General features: G+C 73.2%; 15 protein-coding genes. 4 read left to right on the top strand and 11 right to left on the bottom strand.

The annotated features are described in order from the left end of the window. The 4 genes from Pma05_RS13460 to Pma05_RS13445 form a co-directional block, all read right to left on the bottom strand. On the bottom strand, positions 1-2,089 hold a 2,089-nt coding region (locus Pma05_RS13460), incomplete at its 3' end, for a hypothetical protein (protein ID WP_203857721.1). Positions 2,090-2,235: 146 nt separating this feature from the next. Further along, positions 2,236-3,249 (bottom strand): glycine betaine ABC transporter substrate-binding protein, encoded by a 1,014-nt coding sequence (locus tag Pma05_RS13455; RefSeq protein WP_203857720.1) that lies wholly within the window; start codon positions 3,247-3,249, stop codon positions 2,236-2,238. Positions 3,250-3,521: 272 nt separating this feature from the next. Beyond that, on the bottom strand, positions 3,522-4,256 hold the full coding sequence (locus tag Pma05_RS13450; RefSeq protein WP_203857719.1) for an ABC transporter permease: 735 nt from the start codon (positions 4,254-4,256) through the stop codon (positions 3,522-3,524). A 43-nt stretch (positions 4,257-4,299) separates the two neighbouring features. Then, positions 4,300-4,992: an ABC transporter permease gene (locus Pma05_RS13445; RefSeq protein WP_203857718.1), complete on the bottom strand. Its 693-nt coding sequence runs from the start codon at positions 4,990-4,992 to the stop codon at positions 4,300-4,302. Between the two features lie 2 nt (positions 4,993-4,994). On the opposite strand from Pma05_RS13445, the gene Pma05_RS13440 reads away from it, so the two are divergent. Next, on the top strand, positions 4,995-6,026 hold the full coding sequence (locus Pma05_RS13440; protein ID WP_203857717.1) for an ABC transporter ATP-binding protein: 1,032 nt from the start codon (positions 4,995-4,997) through the stop codon (positions 6,024-6,026). Between the two features lie 187 nt (positions 6,027-6,213). On the opposite strand, the gene Pma05_RS13435 is transcribed toward Pma05_RS13440, so the two are convergent. The 7 genes from Pma05_RS13435 to folP form a co-directional block, all read right to left on the bottom strand. After that, on the bottom strand, positions 6,214-6,705 hold the full coding sequence (locus Pma05_RS13435) for a hypothetical protein (RefSeq protein ID WP_203857716.1): 492 nt from the start codon (positions 6,703-6,705) through the stop codon (positions 6,214-6,216). Between the two features lie 46 nt (positions 6,706-6,751). Then, positions 6,752-7,060 (bottom strand): hypothetical protein, encoded by a 309-nt coding sequence (locus Pma05_RS13430; RefSeq protein ID WP_203857715.1) that lies wholly within the window; start codon positions 7,058-7,060, stop codon positions 6,752-6,754. Between the two features lie 81 nt (positions 7,061-7,141). Next, a complete protein-coding gene (locus Pma05_RS13425; protein WP_372441467.1) occupies positions 7,142-8,335 on the bottom strand; it encodes an ABC transporter permease in 1,194 nt (397 codons plus the stop codon). Positions 8,336-8,665: 330 nt separating this feature from the next. Next, positions 8,666-9,145, bottom strand: coding sequence for a DUF3180 domain-containing protein (locus Pma05_RS13420; protein WP_203857713.1), 480 nt, complete (start codon positions 9,143-9,145; stop codon positions 8,666-8,668). Positions 9,146-9,272: 127 nt separating this feature from the next. Beyond that, on the bottom strand, positions 9,273-9,797 hold the full coding sequence (gene folK / locus Pma05_RS13415; protein WP_203857712.1) for a 2-amino-4-hydroxy-6-hydroxymethyldihydropteridine diphosphokinase: 525 nt from the start codon (positions 9,795-9,797) through the stop codon (positions 9,273-9,275). A 4-nt stretch (positions 9,798-9,801) separates the two neighbouring features. Next, positions 9,802-10,224, bottom strand: a complete 423-nt coding sequence (gene folB, locus Pma05_RS13410) for a dihydroneopterin aldolase (protein ID WP_203857711.1) — start codon at positions 10,222-10,224, stop codon at positions 9,802-9,804. Then, entirely contained in the window at positions 10,221-11,087 is an 867-nt protein-coding gene (folP, locus tag Pma05_RS13405) for a dihydropteroate synthase (RefSeq protein ID WP_203857710.1), read from the bottom strand. The genes folB and folP overlap by 4 nt, the downstream gene beginning before the upstream one ends. 383 nt (positions 11,088-11,470) lie before the next feature. On the opposite strand from folP, the gene Pma05_RS13400 reads away from it, so the two are divergent. From Pma05_RS13400 to Pma05_RS13390, 3 genes are all read left to right on the top strand, one after another. Further along, positions 11,471-11,788 (top strand): hypothetical protein, encoded by a 318-nt coding sequence (locus Pma05_RS13400; RefSeq protein ID WP_203857709.1) that lies wholly within the window; start codon positions 11,471-11,473, stop codon positions 11,786-11,788. A gap of 15 nt (positions 11,789-11,803) precedes the next feature. Continuing rightward, positions 11,804-12,166 (top strand): hypothetical protein, encoded by a 363-nt coding sequence (locus Pma05_RS13395; protein ID WP_203857708.1) that lies wholly within the window; start codon positions 11,804-11,806, stop codon positions 12,164-12,166. A gap of 111 nt (positions 12,167-12,277) precedes the next feature. Beyond that, positions 12,278-15,811: an ATP-binding protein gene (locus Pma05_RS13390; RefSeq protein WP_239312316.1), complete on the top strand. Its 3,534-nt coding sequence runs from the start codon at positions 12,278-12,280 to the stop codon at positions 15,809-15,811. Positions 15,812-15,813 lie beyond the last annotated feature (2 nt).

The following is a 15,813-nucleotide window of genomic DNA, read 5'->3' as shown; positions in this document are numbered from 1 at the left end:
CATCGTCGTCGCCGGACCAGCCGCCCGAGCCGCGCTGACCGCCGGACCGCCGGTCGTCATCGTCGCGGGGCTCCGACCACTGGCGACCGGCCCGCCGGTCCTCGTCCGGCCTCGGCTCCTCCCGGCGCATCTCCGCCCAGCGGTCCTCGACCCGGAGCTCCGTACCCGACTCGTCGGACCGCATCGACGCCCGCCGCTCGCCCATCCGGACCTCCCGGCCCCGGTCGTCGCTGCGTACCGAGGCCCAGCGGTCACCGGCCCGCAACTCGGCCCAGTACGAGTCGTCGGCCGGGTCGCCGGTCTCCGGCTCCGGGTCGGCCGAGCGGCCACGCCAGCCGCCCTCGCCGGACCGACGTCCGTCCCGCCCCTCGTCGGCGGGCTCGGCGTACTGCCCGCCCCGCGCCGAGCGCCGGTCGTCCGGGTCCTCGTCCCGCCCGTCCCGCTCGCGACCGTCGCCGCCGTAGGTGCCACCGCCGTACGTACCGCCGCCGTAGGTGCCGCCTTGGTAGCCGCCGCCCTGGTCACCGGCCCCGTAACCGGCACGATCCCCGCCGCCGTGGCCGGCACGATCCCCGGCACGGCCGTAACCGCCACGATCGTCGTCGCCGTGGCCAGCTCGATCGTCGCCGCCACCGGGTCCACGACGGTCACCGCCGTTACCGCCACCGCCCCGGCGCTCGTCACCACCTCGACGCTCGGCACCGCCCTGGCGCTCGTCACCGCCCCGGCCCGGACCGCCGGTCCGCTCCTCGCCGCCGCCGTGGCCACCGCCACCGTAGGTGCCACCGCTGCCGTAGCCGCCGGTCTGACCACCGCTGCCATAGGTGCCACCGCTGCCGTAGCCGCCGGTCTGGTCACCGCTGCCGTAGCCGCCAGCCTGTCCGGCGCCACCGTGGGTGCCGGCCTGGGCGCCGCCGCCGTAACCGGCGTTGGCGTTGCCGTGGCCGCCCGACTGGGCACCGCCGCCGTAGACGCCGCCGCCGTAGGTCCCGCCGCCGTAGCCGCCAGAGTCGTCCTCGTGCCCGCCGACAATGGTCTGCCGGGTGGTCACCTGCACGGTCTCGGTGTGCCGGACGACGCCCCGGCCCAGCGGCGGCCCGGACACCCCACCGGGGCTGCCCGACGGACCGCCCCGACTCGGCCGGGCGCCCTGCGCCCACGAGTGGCCGTACTGCCCGGGCTCACCCGCGCCGCCGTCGTCCCGGCCGTACCGCCCCCGGCCCGACCCGGCCCGGTCGCCGTCGGGATGGCCGCCCCCCTGATAACTGCCGCCCTGGTAGCCACCGCCCTGGTGGGCACCGCCACTCTGGTAACCGCCACCCGGTCGGCCTTGGAACTCGCCGGTATCACCCTGGTCGGCGGAGTGCGACGGACCCGCAGAGTGTGACGGGGCCGCAGAGTGCGACGGGGCGGCGGAGTGCGACGTGGCCGGGCCGCCGGCCGTCCGGCGTGGCCCGTCCGGGCGCGAGCCGGATCCGTCCCGGGCCGGACCGCCCGGCGCCCAACCCGCCGAGGCCGGCTCGTCCGGCACCCGACCGGCCCGGCCCGGATCGGTGGCCGCCCAGCCGCTCTGACCCGGCTCGGTCGACGCCCGTCCGGCCGGCACGCTGGCGGCGCCGACCGGGCCGCCGACCACCACCGCGGCACCGACCGGACCGGTCGCGGCGGTCGACGCGGCGGGAGCGGAGGGGGCCGGCGCGGCGGTACCGGCCCGGACAGCCTCGATCTGGCCACGTAACGCCTCGACGTTGCCCTGTACGACCTCCAGCTTCTCGCCGAACGCCTTGTGCGTGGCCCGGGCGGCGGTGGCGATGTCGTTGCGCAGTTCGCCCCGCAGGTCGTCGAGTTCCTCGATGAGGGTCTCCTCCATGTCCAGCCGGACACCCTCCGAGTCGCCACGCAACGTGATCGACAGTCCGATGAGTACGACCGCCAGCACGGCGAGCACCGCCGCGATCCGGAGCGGCCCGTTGCCCTGTCCGACCAGGAGTAACAGGGCGGCCAGCGGCGCCAGCCCCACCCCGACCCAGAAGAGTACGGTCAGCAGCGGCCGGCGGCGGTTGTCCTCGGGGGCCTCGCGGGCTGACATGGCAGTCGAGCCTACCCACACTTACCGGGGACCGAAATGGCAGCGCCGGCAAACGAGGGGCCGGTCGACGACACATACGGTGACGTCAACCGACCCCTCGGTTAGACCCGTTCCCCACGCGGAGAGTTCGCCCCCCGCGCCGGTCGTCAGCTCGTGGCGAGCGCGCCGTCCGACGAGAAGACCAGCCCGACGCTGATCGTGCCGCTGGTCAGCGCCGACTTGGTCTGCGGGCCACCGGCGTCGAGCGAGTCGAACCGGCCCGCGTTGAAGTCGTAGACCTGGACCAGTCCGGCCTGGCACTTCGGCCGCTGCGGGCACTCCGGCGGGCCGCCGAGCACGGTCGCCGAGCCGGAGCACTTCTCCGCCAGCTCGCTGAGCGTCCGGACGGCGTACTTGTCGGCGAACTCCTTGGTGACCGCGAACGCGTTCTGGTCCTGTGCGGCCGACGGCTTGCCGAAGGTGATCCCCACCTTCTCGCCGGCCGCCTTGAGCCCGGTCACCGTCTGGTCGAGATCCGGCGAGGAGATCGGCGGCGGGGTGGCCCCCGACGAGGCGTTCACCTTGTTGTTCAGGAAGTCCGCCATCGTCGCGGCGTACTCCGGGACGACCTGGATGTCGCCCTTCTCCAGCGCCGGCTCGTAGAGTTCGCGGTTGCCGATCTGCTGGACCTTGACCTGGTAGCCGGCGGCGGTGAGGGCGATCCGGTACAGCTCGCCCAGCGTCTGGTTCTCGCTGAAGTTGGCCGCGCCGACGGTGATGTTGCCGGTGCCGCCGGTCGGGATGCCGGCGGTCAGGTTGTTGGCCGAGGCGAACTCCTCGGCGGCCACCTTCGGGGTCTTGCGCTCGACGTCCACCGCCTTGTTCAGGCCGATCAGCTTGCTGGTGTCGAGGCTGTCCGAGACCTTGTCCAGGGCCGCGACGAGCTGCGGCTGGGCCACCTTGCTGTTGATCGCCGGGATGATGTTGTCGGTGTTCTGGAGCTTCTTGTCGTCATCGAGCACGACCAGGCTGGACCCGGCCACCGGTACGCAACCGGCGCCCTGCGCCCCGCTGGCCGGGGCCTGGGTGCCGGACGAGCCGGCCCCACCGCAGCCGGCGAGAAACCCGGCCGCGACGACGGCACCGACAGCGCCGACTGCCAGACGTGTACGTGTACGCATGAAAACGCCCGCCTCCTGTGTCCCGGCGCGGCCCGGGTGGGCCGGCCGCGTGTCCGACGGGCGACATGTCAGGACGGTCGCCCGCGACTTCCCACGAAACATCCTCTCGTCAGGTACGACAATCCGCTGCGGGCTTCGTCACCGGATCGTCACGCAAAGGGGCACGAGACGCGCAGAGGCGGTCACTCGGTGTGATAGTCACGCGTGCCGAGGAGGCCGGTCGGATCCCGCCGAGGGCGCGACGAGTGACGAGACCCACACCGGTCCACCGGTCAGGAGCCGGTGATCGCCGCCGCCGCCCGCTGGTCGGCCCGCCGGATGATCCGGCGTCGGGCCCGGCGCAGCGGCCGGGGTGTGACGACCCGTTCGACCAGCGCGAAGACCAGCTCGACCAGCAGCGCGAGCAGGGCGACCAGCAACCCGCCGGCCAGGATCTGCCCGCCGCCGACCGAGATGCCCAGCCCGAACCCGGCACTGATGATCTGGCCCAGCCCGCCCCCGTTCACGAACGAGGCGAGCGCGGCGGTCGCCACCACCTGCACTGCGGCGGTACGGAATCCGGCCGCGAGGTAGGGCACCGCGAGCGGCAACTCCACCCGGCGCAGCAACTGGCCGCCGGAGAGCCCCATCCCGCGCGCCGCGTCCCGCACCTCCGGATCGACCTGCCGGATCCCGGTGTACGCGTTCGCCAGCAGCGGCGGTACCGCGAAGACCGCCAACGCGATGATCACCGGCGGCTTGCCGAAGCCGAGCGCGGTCAGCGGCAGGATGGTGAGCAGTGCGATGGTCGGAATGGCGAGCGTCACGTTGGAGACCAGCACCACGGCCCCGCCGCCCCGACCGGTGTGCCCGAGCCAGAGCCCGAGCGGCCAGGCGACCAGACAGCCGAGCGCGACGGCTGCGCCGGAGATGCCCAGGTGCTCGACCAGCCGGTCGAGTACACCTCCGGGGTTGGTCCAGTTCAGCGGGTCGTTGAGCCAGACGACGGCCTGCTCGATCGGGTTCATCCGGCGGCTCTCCCCAGCGTCGTCCCGTCCTGTCGGGCCGGCCTCATCCGGTCGCTCCCCGACGCCGTGCCCACGGGGTGAGCAGCCGGGCCAGGCCGGCGAGGACCAGGTCGAGGACCAGGGCCAGGAGTACGCAGAGCAGCGTCCCGGTCATGATCTCGGCCTTGAAGAAGTTGTTCCGGAACCCGCCGAGGATGAGCTGCCCGAGCCCGCCGTGCCCGACGAGTACCCCGACGGTGACCAGGGCCACCGTGGAGACGGTGGCCAGGCGCAGGCCGGTGAAGATGCCGGGCAACGCCAGCGGCAGGTCGATCCGGAGCAGCCGGGCGAACCGGCCGTACCCCATGCCCTGGGCCGCGTCCCGGACCTCGTCCGGCACCTGGTTGAGCCCGGCGAGCGCGTTCCGGATGATCAGCAGCAGGGCGTAGAGGACCAGCCCGAGCAGTACCGTCGCCGTCCCCGTACCCAGGTAAGGTGCGACGAACGCGAACAGCGCCAGTGACGGGATCGTGTAGAGCACGCCGGAGAGTGCGAGAATCGGCCCGGTGAGCGGCCTGAACCAGTACGCCAGCACGGCCAGCGGGATCGCGACCAGGGCGGCGATCAGTACGGCCTGGGCGGTGAGGGCAGCGTGTTCCCGCAGCGCGGCGAGAATCGTCTCGGAATTGCCCTGCACATAGTCCCAGGAGAACCACGGATTACCCGGGTCAGCCCGGTCGATCACCCGGAAGGACATACGTGGACGTTACCCCGGAGGCCGGCTCCGCCGGGTCCGCCGGCACCACGGGTGCCGCCGCGATAACCCTCGACCAGGTACGCAAGCAGTATCCCGACGGCACGGTGGCGGTCGGCGAGCTGAGTCTGGAGGTCAAGGCCGGCGAGCTGGTCGTGCTGATCGGGCCGTCCGGCTGCGGCAAGTCGACCGTGCTCCGCATGATCAACCGGCTGATCGAGCCGACCTCCGGGCGGATCCTGCTCGGCGACGAGGACGTCACCCGGGCCGACCCGGTACGCCTCCGGCGGCGGATCGGCTACGTGATCCAGAACGTCGGGCTCTTCCCGCACCAGACCATCGCCACCAACGTCGGCACCGTACCCCGGCTCCTCGGCTGGCCGAAGGCCCGGATCGCGGAACGCGCCGCCGAACTGCTGGACCTGGTCGGTCTCGACCCGGCCACCTTCGGCCCGCGCTATCCGCACGAACTCTCCGGCGGCCAGCGGCAGCGGGTCGGGGTGGCCCGGGCGCTCGCCGCCGACCCGGTGGTGCTGCTGATGGACGAGCCGTTCTCGGCCGTCGACCCGATCGCGCGGGCCCGGCTCCAGGAGGAGTTCCTCCGGCTCCAGGCGGAGGTACGCAAGACGATCGTGCTGGTCACCCACGACCTGGACGAGGCGGTCCGGCTGGCCGACCGGATCGTGGTGCTCTCCCAGGGCGGCAGGCTGGAGCAGTACGCCAGCCCGGCGACCCTGCTCGGCGAGCCGGCCTCGGCGTTCGTCCGGGAGTTCGTCGGGGCCGACCGGGCGATCCGGCGACTCGCGGTCACCCCGGTCACCGGGGACCTGCTGCGTCCGCTGCCGGCCGATCCGGCGACCACCGCCGGGCTGCCGTCCGTACCGCTAGGGTCGTCGCTCTACGACGCGCTGGCGGTACTGCTCCGGACGAACTCGGACGACGCCCGGGTGACCGACCAGGGTGGCGAGCCGGTCGGCACGGTGAGCCGGCACCAGATCCTCAGCATCGACTACCCGGCCGACCCGGTCGGCAGATAACCGCTCCCCGGCCCGCCCGCCCAGGGCCAGCCCGGCCAGGGCCAGCCCGGCCAGGGCCAGCCCGGCCAGGGCCAGCCCGGCCAGGGCCAGCCCGGCCACCCGACGGCCACCGTCGACGAAACCCGGACTGCCGTGGTCCGGGGACTGTCGTGGTCCGGGACTGTCGTGGTCCGGGACTGCCGCGGGTTCAGGAGCGGCCCCGCCAGCCGCCCAGGGTGGCCAGCCCGATGATCCAGCCGACGAAGAAGCCGTACCCGGCACCGCTGCCGGCGGCCTGGAAGGCGCCCAGCGACGACGGGTTACTGCCGATCAGCGTGGCCAACATCGCCGCGAACGCACCGGCGAAGACGTACGCCGACCAGCCCGCGAGGAACTGGCTGAGGGTGCCCCGGGCCCGGGCCAGTTGCGAGCCGGGCAACAGGTAGAGGAAGACGCAGGTGAGTACCACCACCAGGATGGCCTTGAGGTCGGCGGCGATGATGTTCTGGATCGTGTCGTCCGAGTCGAACCGCCAGGCCGGCCAGCCGAGCAGCCGGAGGAACCAGCCACCCGCCGTGTCGGAGTCGGTCTCGTCCCGGGCCCAGTCGGCATACCAGGGGCCGCCGAAGACCAGGACCAGTACGAGTGCGGCGAGCGTACCCGCACCCGTGGCCGTCTTGTATCTGTTGGTGAGAGCCATGCACAGGTTTATTCCCTGCGGAATCTGATCGCGAAACCCCGCCTGGTCAGTGCTGCTGAAGATAGTCGATGAACGCGGCCCGGAGCAGCGGCGCGGTCTCCTCGTAGCCGTGGCCGGTGAACTCCCGCCAGAGCGCGACCGCCTCGTCCACGGTCGGGCCGGCCGCGTTCGGCGACCCGTCCAGCGCCGCCGCCTCGTCCGCGTTCGGCAGGTGCCGGATCACGGACCAGAAGAAGCCGATGTCCCGCCGTTCCCGGGCCAGCGCGAAGGCCCGCTCGCGCAACTCCTCCGTGGACAGCGCGTCCAGCTCGGCAAAGGTCGGCGTGGTACGAGACTCGGGACCCGATTCCGTCATAGGCCGAGCCTATCCGCCCGAACCACCGCAAGCCGCACCACCGGCCCGCCCCGCACGCGTCAGCGGTCCGGGCCGTACACCTCAGCGGTCCGGGCCGTCCCAGCGGTCGCCGCCCCAGCGGTCGGTCGGCTGGCCGGGCAGCGAGGAGGTCCACGGCTCCGGCGGCTGGGCCTGTGCGGTGTCCCAGCTCGCCGTCGTCGCCGGCTCCTCCACCCAGTCCCGATCCCGCTCGGCGGACGACCGGGGACGGCCGTTCGCCTCGATCAGCCGGGTCACCACCAGACCGACGGCCACCAGTACGGCGGCGAGGGCGGCCGGGGCGATGTCCAGGTTGCGCTCGTCGGCGTACCGGATGAACAGGGCCAGCGCGACGGCCGCGAGCAGCCCGCCGGCGATCCCGCCGCGTCGCCCGAAGGCGCTGGCGCCACCGAGCAGCGCGGCGCCCATGGCCAGACCCGTCCACTCGATGCCGGTGGTCGGCGCCACCGGCCCGGTGCCACCGGCCGCGAGCAGCATCCCGGCGGCGACCGCGAAGACCGTCGACAGCACCAGGCCGAGCGTGACGACGACCGCGGCGCCCCCGCCCCGGCGCCGCGCCGGGTCGGCCACCGGGCGGAACCGGCCGACGGCCCGACGTACCGTCTTGACGGTGCCGAAGAGGCCGGCCAGTACGGCGACGGCGGCGAAGCCGGCGAAGAGGTAGACCGCGTGCTGGGTCGGGTCGTACTCGCCCTGCACGTCGACCGGGGCGCTCCGCTGCTCGATGAAGACGATCACGGCGAGTCCGGCGGCGAGGCTGGCCGCCCAGCTCGGCACGTGGAAGCCCACCACGAGTACGGCGATCACCAGCCCGACGGCCACCCCGGCGGCCAGCGCCGGCAGCATCGCCGTGACGACACCCCGGTCGGAGTTCTCCGCGAAGTGCAGCGCGGCGGCGACCGCGACCGGACCCAGCGCCAGGTTGGGCGCGGCGGTCCGCAGGGTCAGCCCGGCACCGAGGGTGAGCAGCCCGATCGCGGTACCGAAGACCAGCAGGCTCTCCCGCTGCGCGCCACGGAGCAGGTCGGGATAGTCCCGGTTGCACAGGAAGAGCAGCACCGCCACCACGACCAGCAGCACCAGTTCCCAGAGCAGGTGCACGCCGATCCGGTCCCGTCCGGGCTCGCCGTGTGCGGGATCGTCGAAGACGTTCTCCAGCGCGGCCGGCGAGACGTTCCGGCGCCGGGTCGGCTCGGTCGACTCCGGGTCGGTCGCGGTGGCCGGCTCGCCACCCATGAACCGGCCGGTGACGTGGCTGGACGACGTACGGGGGTCGGCGTCGTAGCCGGGGTCACCGCCGTACCGGGGATCCTCCCGCTCGCTGGTACCCACCGGATCCATCCCGGGGTCCCGTCGCCGGTAGATCGAATCGTCGTACGCCATCTCGCGCGCCTCCTGTTTGGTCCCGCCGAGCGGGCTCCGACCCGGGGCGCCATCCGGGACCGGAGCGGTCGGACGTGGGCCCGATCCAGTGGGGTGTACGGATCTGGCCCGGTCGGAGGCACCGTACCCGCGTGCACGCCCGGTCGTCACCCCCGGTGTGCATTGATTCGGCCCGCGACCTGCTCAGCGCTGGTCGCGCCGGCCCATATCGTCACTCTCCGAATCACGGTCATCACGATCGGGCACCCGGCAGGCCCGTTCCAACCAGAGCGCCGCCCCCACCAGCGCGAGCGACGCGCCGAGTCCCGCACTGGCCGCCGGTACGTCGTTCGCGGCGGCCCGGGTCCGCTCGATGAGCAGCCAGACGTCCAGCCCGGCGTAGAAGCCGGCGAAGATCGACCCGGCCAGCGCCGACGCCTTGGCCAGTACGACGAACCGGGCCACCGCCAGCGGGTCGACCGGATCCCGGCCCGGTTTGCGCTCGATCCGGGCCTTGGTGTTCGCCGCCGCGTACCCCTCCAGGGCGGCGAGCCCGAGGAGCGTGACGATGGGCAGCCAGGGCAGCGGCGGGATGTGGCTGTAGAAGCTGCTGACCAGCAACCAGGCCAGGGCCGCCGAGGCCAGTCCGGCCACCACCAGGGAGGCGGGTCTGGTCGGACCCATCCGCCCGCGCTCGGGGGCCGGGCCGCGCGTCGGGGGTCTGCGCTCGGTCACAACTATTCCTCACTCCGCTCGTCGGCACCGCGTCCCGCGGGTCGGCGGACTCCTCCGGTCCGCGCCGCGGTCACCGTCAATCCGACTCTATCCGCAGATCCGGACGGGGGCGCAGGTCCAGCACGTCGGTGGCGACCGGCTCGGTCGACATCAGGTCGGTCAGCCAGCCGTGGCCGGGCAGCCGCCCGTACGGCTGGATGTCGATCCACGGCCGGAGCACGAACGCCCGCAGGTGGGCCCGGGGGTGCGGCAGGGTCAGCTCCGGGTCGGCGCTGCGCACCGGCTCGCCGTCGGCCGACCAGACCGCGATCACGTCCACGTCCAGGCTGCGCGGCCCGAACCGGCGCTCCGGGTCGCGGACCCGATCGGCCACCGCCTCGGCGGCCCGGGCCCGGTCGAGCCAGTCGCGCGGGCCGGCGGCGGCGTCCGCGACCAGCAGCACGGCGTTCAGGTACGCCGGCTGGTCCGGGTCGCCCCACGGCGGCGTCTCGTAGACCCCGGACGCCACCAGGAGTACGTCCCGCAGCCCGGTCACCGCCGTGCGCAGGTGGCCGAGCCGGTCGCCGAGGTTGCTGCCGAGCGAGACCACGGCCTGGGTCACCGGGTCACCTCCGCCGGGTCACGGTCACCGCCACGTCGGCGAAGTCGTGCGGGATCGGCGCCTGCGGCTTGTGCACGGTGACCGTGCTGACCAGTACTCGTGGATCGGCGAGACAGGCGGCGGCGAGCCGTTCGGCCAGCGTCTCGATCAGGTTGACCGGCTCGCCGGTCACGATCGCCACCAGCCGCTCCGCGAGTTCGCCGTAGTGCACGGTGTCGGCCACGTCGTCGGAGCGGCCCGCCGTGGTCAGGTCGAGTTCCAGCACCACGTCGACGACGAAGTCCTGCCCCTGGGCCCGCTCGAAGTCGTAGACGCCGTGCCGGCCGCGCGCCCGCAGCCCGGTCAGCACGATCCGGTCGGTCCCCGGCCCGGATGCCCCAGTGTGCCCGCCGCCCGGCCCACCCCGCTCGCCCACCGGCCCGGTCATCCGGCCACCTCCCCGGTCACCAGCCGGGGCCGGCCGCTGGCGACCCAGACCGCGAGCGCGTCCACGGTCTCCCGTACGTCGTGCACCCGTACCCCCCAGGCGCCGGCCGCGATCGCGAGCACGCTGGTGGCGATCGTGGCGGCGGTACGCCCCTCGGTCGGCCGTGGCGTGCCGTCCGGTTCGGCCAGCAACGCACCCAGGTACGACTTCCGGCTGGCCCCGAAGAGCAGCGGATAGCCGAGCGCCAGCAGCTCGGGGAGCCGGGCGGTGAGCTGCCAGTTGTCGGCGGGCCGCTTGGCGAAGCCGAGCCCGGGGTCGAGCACGATGCGGTCGGCGGCGACCCCGGCGGCCAGGGCGTCCTCGACCCGCTGCGCCAGTTCGGCCCGCACGTCGGTGACCACGTCGGTATAGCGGGCGAGTTCCTGCATCCGCTTGGCGTGCGCGCGCCAGTGCATCAGGATCCACGGGCAGCCCGCCTCGGCGACCACCTTGGCCATGTCCGGGTCGGCGAGTCCGCCGGAGACGTCGTTGACCACGGTCGCACCGGCGGCCAGCGCGGCGGCGGCGACACTGGCCCGATAGGTGTCGACACTCATCGGCACTCCCCGGGCGGCGAGTTCCCGGATGACCGGCAGCACCCGGGCCGCCTCGGTCTCCGCGTCGACCCGGTCCGCGCCGGGCCGGGTGGACTCGCCACCCACGTCGACGAGCTGGGCGCCGTCGGAGTACATCCGCACCCCGTGTCGTACCGCGGCGTCGAGGTCGGCGTACCGGCCACCGTCGGAGAAGGAGTCGGGCGTGACATTGAGTACGCCCACCACCACCGGCGACCGAAGCCCCCCGTCCTCCCCTGACTCACTCACGCCCCGACGCTACCCACCTCCCGGGGCGCGTCTCGGGTGCGGGTGCTACTTCCGCGAAAGAGTCCCCTGGACCCGGCGCGGGGGCCACTCCTCCCCGGAAGCAGTGCGATCTTGCGCGGGGCAGGCACGTGAAAAGTGGGCGGTCGGGGTGGTTCGGTGGCAGTCGGGACCGCTTGTTCCAAAGAGGCACGCGCCGTACGCTCGCATCAGCCAGATGCCAGAACTTAAGAGATGGGCCGAATCAGGACAAAGATGCCCACAAACCATCACCCTTCGCGGTGATTGCGAGACGCAGGGTCGATCAACACCCCACGACCGACCCGGTTGACCGGGCTTGACAGCAGTGCGGAGGCGAGGTGTCGCCGCACCCGGGGAGGATTCCGATGTTCGCCATGGAGCTGGTGGAGACGGCATGGCCGGCTGCCACGCACGCGCTCCACACCCTCGCGTCCGTCACGGCGGCCGAGCCGCCGTCCGAGGGCAATATCAACACCGAGGGAATCGTTGGCTTCTTCGCCAGCAACATCGCGCCCATCCTGCTCGCCGTACTCGGCGTGATCTTCATCGGCCGGGCCAGCAAGGGCGAGGTCTCCAAGGTGCTGACCAGCTCGGCGATCGCGCTGCTCGGGCTGGCCTTCATCGCCGGGGCGGCGACGCTGTTCTTCGTCGGCGAGAGCCTGATCAACCTGATCTTCGAATAGACCGCGGAGCACGAGATGCGGCTGCGCACCGACGACGACATCTATCGGGCCCGCCTGGTCTACCTGGGGCCGCCCGGCTACACGCTGCCCATCCACCTGCCTTACACGCAGTACGGGCTGTTCATGTTGCTGGTGCCGCTCTTCATATTCATTCATTGGCTCTTCACGCTCAAGGTCGAGCTGATCCCCGCCTGGGAGATCGCGCTCGCGATCGTCACCACCTCGTTCGTCTTCCGGTACGTCGACCCCGATCGGCCCGCCCGGATGGTCATCCGAACGGCACTGACCGACTGGCGGCGCACCCGCGAACCGGCGACAGAGCAGCGCGATCCCCGACTGGTCGCGACCCGTATCCGGATCCGGGAGCAGTTGACATGACCGACCGCAGCGAGGTGACGGCGTGACCGAGCGAACCAGATTCCTCTGCCACTCCACAGTGGAGCCTGTCGGGTTGGCCGAGGAGCCCGTCGGGTTGGCCGAGGCGGCGGCATGACCCGCCCCTCCCGGCCGGGCTCCGCGCACCCGGCAGGACGCCCGGCCGACAACGCCGGTAACGGTACGCAGTCCTCCGGCTACCAGCCGTCTGAGCCGGCCGAGGAGAACGAGTACGACGCCGCGCTGCTCAGCAACACCGGCCACGGCGGAGTCGCGGTCTTCCAGGCGCCGCAGCCACCGGCCCGGAACCGCCCGGCCGCCTCGCCGCCGGCCCGGCCGCCGGCCCCGGTCGAGCACCCGGACATCGACTCCCCCTTCCTCGATCTCTTCGGCGCCGGCCCGGTCCAGCCCGCGTCGCCGGCCGCGCCGGCAGCCCGCCCGACGCACCGTCCGCCCTCGCCGCATCCGCGCGGGCGCTGGGGCGAGGAGCCGGACGCCGCCGTCGGCCTGCCGGCCTGGGAGCCGGACGACGTTCCGGCGGGCGGCACCGGCCAGCGGGAGACCGCACCCGGCCAGCCCACCGCCCGGTACGCTCCGCCGGCCGCCCAGCCCTCCCAGCTCGCCCAGCCCTCCCGGCCGGTGCACCAGGACAGCACTGCCGCCCGGGCCGACAGCACAGCCACCCGGGGGGCGGACACCACAGCCACTCGGGCGGACAGCACGGCCGCCCGAGCCGACACCGGAGCCGCTCGGCGGGTCGAGCCCGCCCGTCTCGACCCTGGCCCGGTCGACGGCACCGGGTGGCCGCCCGGAGCAGCGGCGAACCGCGCCATGCCCGGCGGTGCGGCCGGAGCGCTGGCCGGCGGCCCGGCCGAGACGTCCTCCGCGCGGCCGGCGCCGCAGCAGCGCGGTGGCGAGCACTCCGGGGCGCTGCCGATCGTCCGCGAGCCCGCCGAGCAGCCGACCCGCCGGCCCGGCAGGCGCTCGGAGCGGGACGCCGGAGCGGTCGCGCCGAAGCAGCGGCGGAGCACGCCGAAGCCGACCCGGCCGCAACCGCTGACCAAACCCCAGCGGGTACGCGCACCGAAGGTCCGCTTCGGCGACCGGGATCCCGCCGTCGAGCTGGCCATCACCGAGATCGCCGGCCACCTGACCTTCACCCCGAACACCGTGACCGCCTGGTACTGGCTGCCGGAGGTGCGCTGGGCGTTCCGGCCGGACGCCGAACGGGAGGCGCTGCTCTCGGCCATCTCCGAGCAGTACGCCGGGCTCGCCGGCTTCCGGCTGCACCTGCGCCGGACCACCCGACCGTTCCCCGCCGACGAGTGGGCCCGGACGATCGACCATCACACCCCGCAGCCGCTGGCCACCGTGGCCGGCGCGCCGAGCTGGTCGGACCACCTGGTCGCCGCCCAGCGGCACCTGCTCTCGGTCAACCACGCCGAGGGGCAGACCTATCTCGGCGTCACCTTCGCCCGCCGGTCGCTCGGCAACTCGCTGACCGAGCGGATCCTCCGGGCCTTCGGCCGGGGCGTCGCCGACGGGGAGCGCCGCAAGCTGGGCCGGACGGTCGAGCAGTTCGACGAGGTGCTCGGCGCGTTCGGGATGCGCGGGCGGCAGGTCACCGCCGAGGAGCTGGAGTGGCTGATGTACCGCTCCGTGGCGCTCTGCATGGCCCCGCCCGGCGAGCTCTCTCCGGTCACGAACGGCCGCTGGGAACGCGGTGACCTGCTCGCCCTGACCGAGCAGGTGGAGCGCTACCGCACCCCGTACGGGTCGACGGTGAAGCTGGTCAACCGGATGACCGGGGAGGAGCGGCACGTCGCCGTACTCGCGGTGGGCCGGATGGAGCCGCTGGAGATCCCGGAGCGGCACGAGCCGTGGCTGCACTTCCACGAGCGGCTGCCCTGGCCGATGGAGTTGTCCACCCGGGTCGACATCCTCGGTTCCGGCGACTCGTTCCGCAATCTGGAGCACCGGCTGCGGATGATCCGGTCCCAGCAGCTCGACTACGCCGAGCACGGCATCGACGCCCCGCCCGAGTTGGAACGGCTGGCCAAGCGCGCCCTGGTGATCGGCGACGAGATGACCACCGGACTGCCGGTGGACTCGGCCCGGGCACACGGCTGGCACCGGATCGCGGTCGGCGGGCGGACCAGGGAAGAGTGCCTGGAGCGGGCCCGGCGACTGATCCAGCTCTACTCGCGGGAGCTGCGGATCTCGCTCCAGCATCCGAAGAACCAGGACTGGCTGGCCCGGGAGTTCATTCCCGGCGAACCGATCGCCAACACCGGCTACCTGCGCCGGATGCCGGTTCCGCTGCTGGCCGCCGCGCTGCCGCAGGCCGCCTCCACGGTCGGTGACCGGCGCGGCGACCTGATCGGGCGTACCGCCGGCACCTGCCGCCGGCCGGTCTTCCTCGACATGCACTTCCCGATGGAGGTACGCGAGCGTTCCGGCCTCGCCGTCTTCGTCGCCGAGCCGGGCGGTGGCAAGTCGACCCTGCTCGGCGCGCTCGGCTATCTGGCCGCCCGGCGCGGGGTGCAGGTGACCCTGCTCGACCCGTCCGGCCCGCTGGCCCGGCTCTGCGCGATGCCGGAGCTGCGACCGTACTCACGGGTGCTGAACCTGACCGGCTCCGAGCACGGCACCCTGGCGCCGTACGCACTGATCCCGACCCCGCTGCGCAGCGAGTTCCCCACCGGGGCGGCGGGCGACCGGGAGTTCCAGATCGCGGTCTCCAACGCCCGGGCCGAGCGGCGGATGCTGGTGCAGGACATCTGCATGATGCTGGTGCCGCCACAGGTGGCCAGGGAGGCGTCCACCGCGACGCTGTTCCGGCACGCGGTCCGGCAGGTACCGGCCGAGGAGACGTCCACACTGGACGACGTGGTGGCCTGCCTGGCCGGGCTGGAGGACGAGGGCCGGGAGCTGGCCAACCTGCTGCTGGACACCGCCGAGATGCCGCTCGCGCTGCTCTTCTTCGGCCGTCCGCCGGAGGGGCTGCTCGGCCCCGACGCCACGCTGACCGTGATCACCATGGCCGGGCTCCGGCTCCCCGACCTGAAGATCGAGCGGGAGTACTGGTCGGCCGAGGAGGCTCTCGCGCTGCCGATGCTGCACACCGCGCACCGGCTGGCGGTACGCCGCTGCTACGGCGGCGCGATGTCGTCGCGGAAGCTGGTCGGCCTGGACGAGGCGCACTTCATGGAGGGCTGGCGCTCCGGCCGGTCCTTCCTGGTCCGGCTGGCCCGGGACTCCCGGAAGTGGAACCTCGCCGCGCTGGTCTCCTCGCAGAACCCGAAGGACATCCTCGGCCTCGACGTGCAGAACCTGGTCTCCACCGTCTTCGTCGGCCGGATCGCCGAGGACGTCGACATCGCCTCCGAGGCGCTGCGACTGCTCCGGGTGCCGGTCAACGACGGCTACGAGGCGACCCTCGCCTCGCTGTCCAGTGTGGACGCGTCCTCGGCGGACCGGCTCGGCTTCCGGGAGTTCGTGATGCGCGACGTCGACGGCCGGGTGCAGAAGGTACGCGTCGACGTCTCGTACGTGCCCGGCCTGCTCGACCACCTGGACACCACCCCGGTCACGGCGAAGGCCGCCGCGGCCAACCTGCCCTCCCCCATCGCGGACCTGGAGGCTTGACC

Origin of the sequence: Plantactinospora mayteni (assembly GCF_016862935.1) — a bacterium.
GTDB classification, from domain to species: Bacteria; Actinomycetota; Actinomycetes; order Mycobacteriales; family Micromonosporaceae; genus Plantactinospora; species Plantactinospora mayteni.
This window is presented reverse-complemented; position numbering and strand designations above follow the sequence as displayed.

What these genes read in the sequence shown, in the direction of transcription:
- Pma05_RS13450 (WP_203857719.1), bottom strand. Translation starts at nt 4,256, where the DNA reads ATGAACCCGATCGAGCAGGCCGTCGTCTGGCTCAACGACCCGCTGAAC.
- Pma05_RS13390 (WP_239312316.1), top strand. Translation starts at nt 12,278, where the DNA reads ATGACCCGCCCCTCCCGGCCGGGCTCCGCGCACCCGGCAGGACGCCCG.
- Pma05_RS13400 (WP_203857709.1), top strand. Translation starts at nt 11,471, where the DNA reads ATGTTCGCCATGGAGCTGGTGGAGACGGCATGGCCGGCTGCCACGCAC.
- Pma05_RS13455 (WP_203857720.1), bottom strand. Translation starts at nt 3,249, where the DNA reads ATGCGTACACGTACACGTCTGGCAGTCGGCGCTGTCGGTGCCGTCGTC.
- Pma05_RS13425 (WP_372441467.1), bottom strand. Translation starts at nt 8,335, where the DNA reads ATGGGTGGCGAGCCGGCCACCGCGACCGACCCGGAGTCGACCGAGCCG.
- Pma05_RS13435 (WP_203857716.1), bottom strand. Translation starts at nt 6,705, where the DNA reads ATGGCTCTCACCAACAGATACAAGACGGCCACGGGTGCGGGTACGCTC.
- Pma05_RS13420 (WP_203857713.1), bottom strand. Translation starts at nt 9,145, where the DNA reads ATGGGTCCGACCAGACCCGCCTCCCTGGTGGTGGCCGGACTGGCCTCG.
- folB (WP_203857711.1), bottom strand. Translation starts at nt 10,224, where the DNA reads ATGACCGGGCCGGTGGGCGAGCGGGGTGGGCCGGGCGGCGGGCACACT.
- Pma05_RS13445 (WP_203857718.1), bottom strand. Translation starts at nt 4,992, where the DNA reads ATGTCCTTCCGGGTGATCGACCGGGCTGACCCGGGTAATCCGTGGTTC.
- Pma05_RS13430 (WP_203857715.1), bottom strand. Translation starts at nt 7,060, where the DNA reads ATGACGGAATCGGGTCCCGAGTCTCGTACCACGCCGACCTTTGCCGAG.
- Pma05_RS13395 (WP_203857708.1), top strand. Translation starts at nt 11,804, where the DNA reads ATGCGGCTGCGCACCGACGACGACATCTATCGGGCCCGCCTGGTCTAC.